The sequence below is a fragment of the Pedobacter sp. JY14-1 genome, assembly GCF_029269825.1.
GTDB lineage: Bacteria > Bacteroidota > Bacteroidia > Sphingobacteriales > Sphingobacteriaceae > Pedobacter.
Genome location: NZ_JARJHU010000002.1, coordinates 14,045 through 26,265, shown reverse-complemented (window position 1 = coordinate 26,265; position 12,221 = coordinate 14,045). Strand labels below are relative to the sequence as shown.

Annotated in this window: 8 protein-coding genes; 7 read left to right on the top strand and 1 reads right to left on the bottom strand. The window is 45.1% G+C overall.

What is annotated here, in order from left to right; all coding sequences use genetic code 11:
* Positions 1-4: 4 nt before the first annotated feature.
* Entirely contained in the window at positions 5-418 is a 414-nt protein-coding gene (arfB, locus tag P2W84_RS05185) for an alternative ribosome rescue aminoacyl-tRNA hydrolase ArfB (RefSeq protein WP_276089055.1), read from the bottom strand.
* A gap of 41 nt (positions 419-459) precedes the next feature.
* Here arfB and cmk point away from each other — a divergent pair, with 41 nt between their 5' ends.
* From cmk to P2W84_RS05150, 7 genes are all read left to right on the top strand, one after another.
* Positions 460-1,140, top strand: coding sequence for a (d)CMP kinase (gene cmk, locus P2W84_RS05180; protein ID WP_276089054.1), 681 nt, complete (start codon positions 460-462; stop codon positions 1,138-1,140).
* A gap of 164 nt (positions 1,141-1,304) precedes the next feature.
* Positions 1,305-2,471, top strand: a complete 1,167-nt coding sequence (locus tag P2W84_RS05175) for an efflux RND transporter periplasmic adaptor subunit (protein WP_276089053.1) — start codon at positions 1,305-1,307, stop codon at positions 2,469-2,471.
* A 3-nt stretch (positions 2,472-2,474) separates the two neighbouring features.
* The gene (locus P2W84_RS05170; RefSeq protein WP_276089052.1) at positions 2,475-5,651 is read left to right on the top strand and encodes an efflux RND transporter permease subunit; all 3,177 of its coding nucleotides are present in this window, start codon (positions 2,475-2,477) and stop codon (positions 5,649-5,651) included.
* 13 nt (positions 5,652-5,664) lie between these two features.
* Positions 5,665-7,068 (top strand): efflux transporter outer membrane subunit, encoded by a 1,404-nt coding sequence (locus P2W84_RS05165; RefSeq protein WP_276089051.1) that lies wholly within the window; start codon positions 5,665-5,667, stop codon positions 7,066-7,068.
* Between the two features lie 210 nt (positions 7,069-7,278).
* Positions 7,279-8,412, top strand: a complete 1,134-nt coding sequence (locus P2W84_RS05160) for a PepSY-associated TM helix domain-containing protein (protein WP_276089050.1) — start codon at positions 7,279-7,281, stop codon at positions 8,410-8,412.
* Positions 8,413-8,527: 115 nt separating this feature from the next.
* Positions 8,528-10,456: a 30S ribosomal protein S1 gene (rpsA, locus tag P2W84_RS05155; protein WP_276089049.1), complete on the top strand. Its 1,929-nt coding sequence runs from the start codon at positions 8,528-8,530 to the stop codon at positions 10,454-10,456.
* Positions 10,457-10,530: 74 nt separating this feature from the next.
* A complete protein-coding gene (locus P2W84_RS05150; RefSeq protein ID WP_276089048.1) occupies positions 10,531-12,195 on the top strand; it encodes a beta-N-acetylhexosaminidase in 1,665 nt (554 codons plus the stop codon).
* The last annotated feature ends 26 nt before the right edge of the window (positions 12,196-12,221 follow it).

Sequence of the window (12,221 nt, the reverse complement as noted above, 5' to 3'; positions counted from 1 at the left end):
GCGCTTATCCATCTTCCTGCGGACGCCTGCGCATCGTTTTCTTAGCGGCTGTCGACCGCTTGTTTATAAGGCGTCTGCGTACCCCTGCCTGCGAGATTTTCGTCGGCTTGCGCTTTTTCCTGACCTGAAGTGCTGACTTTAGCAGTTCCAGCGTTTTTACGACTGCTTTCTCGCGGTTGATGAACTGGCTTCTGTCTTCCTGCGATACGATATGGAGCAAGCCTTCTTTGTCCAGCCGACCGGCCAGGCGCTCTTGTAACAACGTCGCTTCTTCGGGGTTCAAAGTGGAAAGAAGTTTGATATCCAGGATCAGTTCTACTTTACTGGATACCTTATTTACATTTTGCCCGCCTTTACCCCCGCTCCTCGAATTTCTGAAAACCGCTGCGCGAAGGACGTCTTCTCTAATTGGTAACATTCTGCAAATGTAACCGCGAAAAAAACTAATTTTGCATCACTATGAGAAAAAACCTGGTTGTTGCTATAGATGGCTACTCTTCCTGCGGAAAAAGTACTTTGGCAAAGGCTTTGGCTAAAAAACTAGGTTTTATTTATATAGACAGCGGTGCGATGTACAGGGCGGTGACACTATATTTTTTGCGCAATCATGTGGATACAGGGAATGAAGATGCGGTACGTGATGCCTTGCAACATATTACATTGAATTTTCACTCGCGTGATTATGAATCCCACATTACCCTTAACGGAGAGGAGGTCTCTGATGAGATCAGACAGATGTATGTATCTCAGCGGGTAAGCGAGGTCTCCGCAAATAAGCTGGTAAGACAGGAAATGGTGAAGCAGCAGCAGCGTATGGGCAGGTCTGAAAATATTGTAATGGACGGAAGGGACATAGGCACCACTGTCTTTGAGGATGCCCAGGTGAAGTTTTTTATGACAGCTGACCCGAAGATCAGGGCGGAAAGAAGATTTAGGGAACTGCAAAGTAAAGGAGATACGACCACCACGCTGGAAGAAGTCTTCGAGAATCTGGCCCATCGTGACTATGCAGACACCACACGTGCAGAAAGTCCCTTAACAAGGGCTGAAGATGCGATCATACTTGACAATACTGACCTGAACCCTGCGGAGCAGCTTGAATTTGCCTTAAGACTGGTACATCGTCACATGCCTGTCTAATATTTTTTTGCGCTTATTAATTAATCACTTCATACTTTTTCTGCAAATGTTTAGTTACAAACATCTTGCGAAAAGAAACATTACAATTTGATGTTTTATCTGTTTTAAAGTATGAATAATTTCGCCGTCCGATGGCTTACCCCCTATTTAACAAAACAATTCAGATGAAAAAAACAATTTATCCAGTCTGCTTAATCGTACCTGCATTATTGAATTTCAGTTCATGCCGAAACAGCGATCAGAATAAAGGCGCCCAGGGTGCAAATCAGGTTCAGTCTTACCCTGTGCTTACGGTAAAGACGCAACCGACTTCCCTGGAAACAGATTATCCGGCTACACTTGAAGGCATACAAAATATAGACATACGCCCGAAGGTGGAAGGGTTCATTGACAAGATATGGGTAGATGAAGGCGCGACCGTAAAAAAAGGCCAGCTGCTGTTTACCATCAATGCTCCGCAGTATGAGCAACTGGTCAGAACGGCAGCCGCGTCGATCAGCAGCGCAGAAGCAGCCGTAAATACAGCACAGCTCCAGGTAAATAAGACAAAGCCACTGGTAGAAAAGGATATTATCAGTAAATATGAGCTGGATGCGGCCCAGCTGACTTTGCAAAGCCGTCAGGCTGCACTGGCACAAGCCAGGGCCGAATTGGTAAATGCGAAGGTGAATCTGGGTTATACCAGGATTACGAGCCCGGTTGACGGGGTGATCGGCAGCATACCCTTTAAGGCTGGAAGCCTGGTGAGCCCAACCAGTACACAGCCCCTAACTACAGTATCGAACATTTCTAAGATCTATGCTTATTTCTCACTGAATGAAAAGCAGTTGCTGGATTTCTCCAGAACTTACAAAGGAAATACACTGGCTGTACAAATGAAGAACATTCCTCCGGTTGCGCTCGTGCTTGCCGATGGTACAACCTATGCTGAAAATGGAAAGGTGGAGTCGATTAACGGGCTGATCAATACCAATACCGGATCGGCGAGCCTCAGAGCCACATTTACCAATCCGTCAATGTTGCTGCGCAGCGGTGCAAGTGCATCTGTACGTATCCCGCAGCATCTGAATGACGCTTTACTGGTACCCCAGAAATCGACAACAGACCTTCAGGGTAAGAAGTTCGTGTATGTGGTTGACCAGAAAGGTAATGTCAAAAATACAGAGATCGGGATCATGGACATACCTAAGGGAAGTTTCTATGTAGTGACAAAAGGCCTGAAGCCGGGCGATAAGATTGTACTGGAAGGTTTCCAGTCTTTAAAGGATGGTGCGGAGATCAAACCTGAAGAAAAGAACGCGGATTCTGTTTTTGCGGAGCTTAAAAACTAGTTTATGTTTAAAAAATTTATCGAGAAACCCGTTCTATCGACGGTTATATCTATTATCATAGTCATACTGGGTATTTTGGGTCTGGTTACCCTGCCGATCTCACAGTACCCTGAAATTGCGCCGCCGACGGTGCAGGTTTCTGCTTCTTACCAGGGTGCAAATGCCGATGTGGTAATGAACAGTGTAGTAGTACCGCTTGAGGAACAGATCAATGGTGTAGAGGACATGACCTATATGACCTCTACGGCAGGCAATGATGGTACCGCGACAATCACCATTAATTTTAAACTGGGTACCAACCCCGACCTGGCTGCAGTGAACGTGCAGAACAGGGTTTCCAGGGCTACCAGTCTGTTGCCTGCCGAGGTGACCCGTGCCGGTGTGGTAACGGCGAAGCGGCAGGCAAGTAATGTGCTGATCTTTGGTATTTACAGCGATAGCGCTTCTTATGACCAGAAGTTTCTGCAGAACTACGCGAATATTAACCTGATCCCCCAGATCAAAAGGATCAATGGTGTGGGTGATGCAAGTGCCTTTGGCCTGATGGACTATACGATGCGCATCTGGCTGAAGCCGGATGTGATGGCGACTTACGGCCTTGTGCCTAATGACATCAGTACTGCGCTGGCCGAGCAGAATATTGAGGCTGCACCCGGCCAGTTTGGCGAACAGGGCAACCAGTCGTTTCAATATACACTGAAATATTCAGGCAGGCTGAAAAATGAGACAGAATTCAGCAATATCATTATCAGGACTGCGGATAACGGGCAGGTACTGAGGCTAAAGGACATTGCCCGGATTGAGCTCGGTGCACAAAGCTACGCAAGCTCGGTGCGTTTCGACGGCAAGCCGGCGCTGGGTATCGCCATTAACCAAACGGCCGGCTCAAATGCTAAAGAAGTAATTGAGGGCTCTTTAAAGGTGCTTGACATTGCTTCTGAAAGTTTCCCTAAAGGCGTACATTATGCACCGCTGGTCAATGTCAATGACTTTCTGGACGCTTCTATTGAAAAAGTAATCCATACACTTGTTGAAGCGTTCATCCTGGTGTTCATCGTTGTATTTATCTTCTTACAGGATTTCAGGTCTACACTGATCCCTGCGATCAGTGTTCCGGTGGCGATTATCGGTACTTTCTTTTTTCTGAATCTGTTTGGCTTTACCATCAACCTGCTTACATTGTTTGCACTCGTGCTTGCCATTGGAATTGTGGTAGATGACGCGATCGTAGTGGTTGAAGCTGTCCACGCGAAACTTGACCATGGCTACAAATCTGCTAAGAAGGCAACGATTGACGCCATGGAGGACATTACGGGTGCAATTATCTCGATTACCCTGGTAATGGCTGCCGTATTTATTCCCGTGAGTTTCATTAAAGGATCTTCGGGTGTATTTTACAAGCAATTTGGTTTGACGCTGGCGATCTCGATCATTTTATCTGCAATCAATGCGCTGACGCTAAGCCCCGCACTTTGTGCCCTTTTCCTGAAGCCTCATACAGATGACCACGGACATAAGAAGAATTTTATGCAGCGTTTTTATGCCGCCTTCAATACTTCTTTTGACCTGATGACCAACCGTTATAAACGTTCGGTAAGCTTCCTGGCCAGAAGAAAGTCAATTGCCATCGGGGGCATCGTATTGTTCACAGCAGTATTGATCTGGGCGATGAATACAACGCCTAAAGGCTTTGTACCCAACGAAGATCTTGGAACGATCATGTCGGATATTTCTCTTCCACCGTCTACTTCCCAGGAGCGGACGAACGAAGTAATTGCCCAGATCGACAGTATTGTACATACCATTCCGGAGGTAAAAAATTCTATCCGGGTGGTGGGCAGGAGTATGATCAGCGGCACGGGAAGTTCCTATGGAATGGTCATCAGCAGGCTAATCCCCTGGGACAAACGCGAACGTGATGTTAAGGCCATTATCGGAGAACTATTTGCGCGCACCGCCAACATTAAGGGTGCAAAGATCATCTTCTTCGCCCCTCCTACTATCCAGGGTTTTGGAACAAGCGGAGGTTTTGAATTCCAGTTGCAGGATAAAACCGGCGGCGACATCAATAAGTTTAATGCAGTAGGCAACGAATTCCTGGCGGCATTGGGCAAAAGACCTGAGATACAGTATGCGTCGACTTCTTTTAACCCTAACTTTCCACAGTATGAGGTGGATGTAAATGTAGCCAGGACGAAACAGGCCGGACTTACTGTGAGTGATGTACTGAATGTACTGCAGGGGTATTATGGGGGTGTATATGCATCGAATTTTAACAAATTCGGCAAGCAATACCGGGTAATGTATCAGGCCGATGCCATGTACAGGGCCAACGAGCAGAGTCTGAATGCTATTTATGTCAGAAATGCCAGAGGTGAAATGGCCCCGGTAAGTGAATTTATCACACTTAAAAAAGTATATGGCCCTCAGGCTATCTCCCGTTTTAACCTTTTCACCTCGATTTCGGTGACCGGAAGCCCGAATGCAGGTTACAGCTCGGGTGATGCGATCAAGGCGATACAGGAAGAAGCTGCCATCCATCTTCCGGTGGGCTATGGCTATGAGTTTTCCGGACTTTCGCGTGAGGAAGTCTCCAGCGGCAGCCAGACCATTTTTATTTTCCTGCTTTGCGTAATTTTTGTCTACTTCCTGCTTTGTGCCCAGTATGAAAGCTATATCCTTCCGCTTGCCGTATTGATTTCGCTGCCGGTAGGTCTTGCGGGCGTGTTCCTATTTGATAAGCTCTTTAAGGTGGACAACAATATCTATACGCAGATCACGCTGATCATGCTGGTGGGACTTCTGGCAAAGAATGCGATCTTGATTGTAGAGTATGCGGTAGACCGGAGGAGAAAAGGTATGAGTATCGTCAGAGCGGCGATTGACGGCGCAACCGCCCGTCTCCGTCCTATCCTGATGACTTCATTTGCATTTATCCTGGGCCTGCTGCCGCTGATGCTCTCTACCGGTGTTGGTGCCGCAGGAAACAAATCTATTGGTACAGGTGCTGTAGGCGGTATGCTGATCGGAACTTTATTCGGGGTATTTGTAATTCCTGCCCTCTTCATTATTTTCCAGACGCTCCAGGAAAAGGTAAGCAGTAAGTCTCCTTTTGATGAAGGGATAGATAATGAACAGGCTGCATTTGAATTTCCGGAAACAGATACCCGTGAACACTAATCATTAAGAACACATGAATGCTAATTTCAAAAAAATATATTTCATTATCGGGTTTGGTATCCTGCTGCTTACAGCCTGCGTTACCAAAAAGTATGAACGTCCCGCGGTGAACAGCAGCGGCCTGTACCGCGATGTGTCAGCTGCTGACACGGCTACCATAGCCGATCTGCCCTGGAAGACTTTATTTAATGATCCTTTGCTCCAGGACCTGATCCAACAGGGCCTTAAGGAGAACCTGGATCTGAAACAGGCCATTGAACGGATGAGGGTTGCCGAAGCAACGCTGATACAGAGCAGGGCTGCATTATTGCCCAGTCTTTCCGCAGACCTTTCCGTAACTGACGCTAAACAATCAAAAGCTGCGCTTAACTTTCCTTCGGGAATCAACATCAATACGGAAACCCAGACTTATAAAGGACAACTGAGTACAAGCTGGGAAGCAGACATATGGGGGCGGCTGAGTAGCGCGAAACGGTCTGCATATGCCTCACTTTTACAAACTGAAGCGACAAAACGTGCGGTACAGACCCAGCTGATTGCCAATATTGCCAATACTTATTATAATTTACTGGCCCTGGACAAACAACTTTCCATTACTGAGCAAACGGTGAGGATCAGGCAAAGTGATGTGGAGACCATGAAGGAATTGAAGGCGGGTGCTGTTGTAACAGGTGCGGCGGTGGTACAAAGCGAAGCTAATCTCTACGCGGCGCAGGTAAGCATCCCGGATCTTAAACGGAGCATCAGAGAGGCTGAGAATGCCCTCAGTATATTATTGGGCAGGGCTGCCGGAACGATAACAAGGTCTTCCCTGGATATCCAGCAGCCCTATAGTGATCTGAAGACAGGCGTATCTGCACAGCTACTGCAAAACCGTCCTGATGTACAGGCATCTGAATTTGCCTTACGGGCAGCGTTTGAAAATACGAATGCGGCAAAGGCTGCATTTTACCCGGCATTGACGCTTACTGCCAGTGGTGGGCTTTCTACACTCGATGTAAAGAACTTCTTTGATCATTCGATCTTCTATAACATCATTGGTGGCCTGACCCAGCCCATCTTTAACAAAGGACAGAACAAAGCCAGATTAAAAACGGCGCAGGCCCAGCAGCAACTGGCTTTTTTCGCATTTCAGCAATCGTTGCTGACCGGTGGCCAGGAAGTTTCCAATGCTTTATATGCCTATCAGGCTGCAAGTGAAAAAGAAACAACGAGAAATCTGCAGATCATTTCGCTGACCAAGGCAGTAGATTATACCAAGGAACTGCTGCGATATAGTTCTGCAACAAATTATACAGATGTACTGACTTCCGAACAGAGTTTGCTTTCCGCCCAGCTGAACAGCACAACGGACAAGCTACAAAAATTGCAAGCTGTAGTCAATCTCTATAAAGCCCTTGGCGGAGGCTGGAAATAACAGGCCAGATGCCTGGCCTGTTATTTCCAGTCCTCAGTTTGGTCTGCTTGCTGATCTCGCCTTCACTGATCCTTTTTCTATGGCCTTCTCATTAATGACCAAAGAAATTGTACAGATGTAAATGCCCGGTCTGATATTTTAAAAACAAGTTGCTTATATGGGCGGAGTTGGCTTATTTTGCAAATCAGACTAAATCTAAATAAAACCGTTTTGATCAGAAAAAAATTCAGGTTCAAATATTGGATTGGACAGGTCCATTTGTGCATGGGACTGATTTCCGGCCTTTTTGTATGTTTTCTTGGTATAACAGGTTGTATCCTTGCCTTTGAAAGGGAGATTGAAAATTTCACTCAGCCTTACCGTTTTGTAAAACCGGAAAACAGGGTTTACCTGGAGCCTTCTGTACTCAAAAACATCGCCGATAAACAGGTACCTGGCAAACATGCACATAGTGTAGGTTATGAAAAGGGAAAAGCGGCTACAGTCGTCTACTACGCGGCAGAACCCGAATACTACTGGATCGTATTTCTGAATCCTTACACCGGATCGGTGCTTAAGGTAAAAGACATGAGCACGGATTTTTTCCGTATAATGATCAAAGGACATTACTATTTATGGCTGCCCCCTGAAATTGGTCAGCCTGTACTGGCTACGGCTACATTGCTTTTCTTCTTTTTACTCCTCTCGGGGCTGATACTCTGGTGGCCTAGAAATGCCGCGACAAGCCGTAAAAGATTTACCGTTAAGTGGAATGCCAGCTGGAAGCGGGTAAACTATGATCTGCACAGCGTACTGGGTTTTTACGTCACCTGGATATTGATCTTTATTGCTTTTTCCGGATTGGTAATGGGTTTTCAGTGGTTCGCCAAATCTACCTACTGGATCACTTCGGGAGGCAAGGCACTGAATTATTTTGAGGAGCGCTTTTCAGATACCACGCAGGTCCCGGTTGTTCCCAAACCGGCTATCGACATCCTTTGGGCCCGGACATTAAAAGCGCATCCGGACTATCAGGGCTCTATTGAGGTACATGTCCCGGACAGCCCGAAAGCAACTATTGAAGTGGCGCTGAATCCTGAGACAGGAACTTACTGGAAGACTAGTTACCTGTACTATGATCAATATAGTCTTAAGGAAATCAATGTGGACCAGGTTTACGGAAAGTTTAAAAAGACGAGGTTTGCGGACAAACTTTTACGTGCGAATTACGATATACATGTTGGTGCCATTGGAGGACTTCCGGGCAAAATCCTGGCATTTTGTGCCAGTTTCGTGGCTGCCAGCCTGCCGGTTACCGGCTTTTTGATCTGGCGTGGCCGGAAAAAGAATCAAAGGAAGCATTGATTTAAATTTCAATCCATTCAAAATCAACAAGATTTACAAAAAAATTCTTTCTTTAAAAAGATAAATATCTATCTTTGCCCTCCCCTAATAAGGGGAAAAAGGAGAAATAATTTTAATGGCTAAAAAACAAGTAGCAGAAAAAGAACTAGAGGCTAAAAAAGCCGAACTACAAGGCGCAGACGCTCGTCTGGCTGAGAAAGAAACCATTGAATCAGAAGCTGATTCGGTGTCGATCGAGCAGATCAAATCATCACTTGCAACCCCTGATCAGGATTTTGACTGGGATGCGGACGACAAAGTTTTCGGAAATTACAGCGAAGCAGACCGTAAAAAGTTTGAAGACATGTATACCGATACTTTCAACCAGATCACGCAGGGCGAGATCATCAGCGGAACTGTTGTTTCCATTAACAACAAGGACGTAGTATTGAACGTTGGTTTCAAATCAGACGGTCTTGTATCTGCTTCTGAATTCCGTGATATGCCGGAACTGAAAGTTGGCGACAAGGTTGATGTTTTTGTTGAGGCTCCTGAAGATGCGAACGGACAATTGATCCTGTCGCGTAAACGTGCCAAGACCCAAAGGTCATGGGAGACAATTAATGAAGCTCTTGAAAACGACAGAATCATCAATGGTTTCGTTAAAAGCCGTACCAAAGGCGGTCTTATTGTTGATATCATGGGGGTTGAAGCCTTCCTTCCTGGTTCCCAGATTGATATCAAGCCTATCCGTGACTACGATGTATATGTTGGAAAGACTATGGAATTCAAAGTGGTTAAGATCAACCATGAATTTAAGAACGTAGTTGTTTCTCATAAAATCCTTATTGAAGACGATCTGGAAAGCCAGAAAGTGGAGATCGTATCTAAACTTGAAAAAGGACAGGTACTTGAAGGAACTGTTAAAAACATCACTGATTTCGGTGTATTCATCGATCTTGGCGGTGTTGACGGATTGCTTCACATTACTGATATTTCATGGGGCCGTATCGAGCATCCGAAAGAAGTACTTAGCCTTGACGAGAAGATCAATGTCGTTGTGCTTGACTTCGATGATGAGAAAAAACGTATTGCTCTGGGCTTGAAACAACTGACTCCACACCCATGGGAATCATTGGATCAAAACCTGGCCGTTGGATCTAAAGTGAAAGGTAAAATCGTTACTGTAGCTGACTATGGTGCGTTCCTGGAAATCATTCCTGGTGTTGAAGGACTGATCCACGTTTCTGAAATGTCATGGTCACAAAACCTGCGCAGCCCTCAGGAATTCCTGAAAGTTGGTGATGAGATCGAAGCGGAAATTCTGACCCTTGACAGGGACGACCGCAAAATGAGCCTGGGTATTAAACAGCTGACTGAAGATCCTTGGCAAAATGTTGCGGCTAAATATCCTATTGGAAGCAAACATACCGCAGTAGTTAAGAACATGACTAACTTTGGTGTATTTGTTGAAATTGAGGAAGGCATTGACGGGCTGATCCACATTTCTGACCTTTCATGGTCTAAGAAAGTGAACCATCCTAATGAATTCACTAAAGTAGGTGATACACTGGACGTAGTGGTTCTTGAACTTGATGTAGAAAACCGCAAGCTGAGCCTTGGCCACAAGCAACTGGAAGAAAATCCTTGGGATACCTTTGAAACTATATTTACTGTAGATTCAATCCATCAGGGAACTGTTGTAAAAGTAACCGACAAGGGTGCTGTTATCGCATTACCATATGGTGTTGAAGGCTTTGTTCCTACCAAGCATATGGCTAAAGAAGACGGAGGTACAATCAAAGCTGATGAAACCAATGACTTTAAGATCATTGAGTTTAACAAAGACGCTAAACGTATCGTTGTTTCTCATGCCCGCATCTGGGAAGAAGCAAGGGCTGAAGCTGTAGCTGAAGAAAGAGCAACCAAGAAGAAAGAAGCAAAAGCATCAAGCAATGCGGTTAAAAAAGTAAAAGATGCAGTTGAAAAGTCTACATTGGGTGATTTGGGTGTGCTTGCACAACTTAAACAACAAATGGAAGGCGAAGAAAACAGGAAGAAATAAATAATTGTTTTTAACTGATATTTCGGAGGGCGCTTATATGAGCGCCCTCTTTTTTTTATCTCAACTAACCTCCGATGAAATTTTCCGCTATTCTTTTACTTCTTGCACTATCGCTTTCAGTACCTTGCCGGTCGCAATCGCTCCCTCAACCTGCTGCTGTTGCCATTATCCCGCAGCCTGTTGAGCTTAAATTGAAAAACGGTCTTAATTTTCAATTGAGCAATAATACTTTGATTTTGATCAGTGATCCTGAACTGACCAAATCAGCAGATTTTTTAGCAGACTACCTATTGCGGTATTACCACATACATATTGGTATTGCCCGATATACCCATAACGAAAATAGAAAAAATGCAATCCGATTTTTGAGGACTGCAAGTGTGGCACCACACCATGACCAATATCGGTTATCGGTAACTAGTGATGTCGTAGAACTGACTGCATCTTCAGATAAAGGCATATTTTATGGCATGCAGACCATGCTGCAATTATTGACACTGCCAGGAAACGGGCAAATTAGACCTGAAATCCCATGTGCAGAAGTGTTGGATTATCCCAGATTTGATTACAGGGGCATGCATCTCGATGTCAGCAGGCACTTTTTTGGTACAACATTTATCAAAAGATATATTGACTACCTCGCTTTTCATAAACTGAATTACTTCCATTGGCACCTTACCGATGACCATGGATGGCGTATTGAAATAAAAAAATATCCCGAACTGACGCGCATTGGCGCCTGGCGTAAGGGAACAATTATAGGTCTTTATCCCGGCGTCGGAAACGACGGAAAAAGGTATGGAGGTTATTATACGCAGGATGAAATAAAGGACATCATTAATTATGCTTCCGATAGATATATTACCGTCATCCCGGAAATCGAAATGCCAGGTCATAGCTTAAGCGTACTGGCTGCTTATCCTGACCTGGGGACGGAGCCTGATAAGAAATATGAAGTGGCGCAAACCTGGGGAATATTCAATAAGTTCAACAATGTCTTACAACCTACAGAAAAGACTTTCAGGTTTCTTGAAAACGTGCTTACAGAAGTCATGGACCTTTTCCCTTCTCCATATATCCATATCGGAGGTGATGAATGCTCAAGAATATGGTGGAAAAGATCTCCGGTTTCCCAGCAGATAATCCGTGAAAAAGGATTGAAAGATGAAAATGACCTCCAGAACTATATGATTAACCGGATCGGGAAGTTCGTCAACAGTAAAGGAAAAACGATCATTGGCTGGGATGAGATACTTGAAGGAAGTTTACAAGCTGATGCCGTTGTCATGAGCTGGCGGGGAGAAAAAGGTGGGATATATGGAGTAAAGACAAAGCACAGGGTAATTATGACCCCCGAAAATTTTCTTTACTTTAACCATGCACAGTCTGTTAAGGAAGATTCGCTGACGGCAGCAAAATACCTGCCTCTGAGCTCAGTATACAATTATGACCCGGTACCCAATTCACTGAGCCCGGCAGAAGCCGGATATATCTGGGGAGCACAGGCAAACTTATGGACTGAATATATTTCCAACCCTTCCAAAGCAGAATATATGCTGTTCCCAAGGCTTGACGCATTAAGTGAGCTCCTGTGGAGTCCCGGTAAAAAACGCAATTACGATGATTTTCTGCGGAGACTTAGGGTACAAATGAAACGGTATGATGCCTGGGGCGTTAACTATAACAGCAGTCTGGGACCAGGACAGAAAAATGAAAGTAAAGCCCTGGTTGGGCATTAAAACAAATTACCTATATTTGTGCAATC

Bases quoted from the DNA above. Each gene is read 5' to 3' on its own strand.
- cmk (WP_276089054.1), top strand. From the start codon at position 460: ATGAGAAAAAACCTGGTTGTTGCTATAGATGGCTACTCTTCCTGCGGA.
- arfB (WP_276089055.1), bottom strand. From the start codon at position 418: ATGTTACCAATTAGAGAAGACGTCCTTCGCGCAGCGGTTTTCAGAAAT.
- P2W84_RS05175 (WP_276089053.1), top strand. From the start codon at position 1,305: ATGAAAAAAACAATTTATCCAGTCTGCTTAATCGTACCTGCATTATTG.
- P2W84_RS05150 (WP_276089048.1), top strand. From the start codon at position 10,531: ATGAAATTTTCCGCTATTCTTTTACTTCTTGCACTATCGCTTTCAGTA.
- rpsA (WP_276089049.1), top strand. From the start codon at position 8,528: ATGGCTAAAAAACAAGTAGCAGAAAAAGAACTAGAGGCTAAAAAAGCC.
- P2W84_RS05170 (WP_276089052.1), top strand. From the start codon at position 2,475: ATGTTTAAAAAATTTATCGAGAAACCCGTTCTATCGACGGTTATATCT.
- P2W84_RS05165 (WP_276089051.1), top strand. From the start codon at position 5,665: ATGAATGCTAATTTCAAAAAAATATATTTCATTATCGGGTTTGGTATC.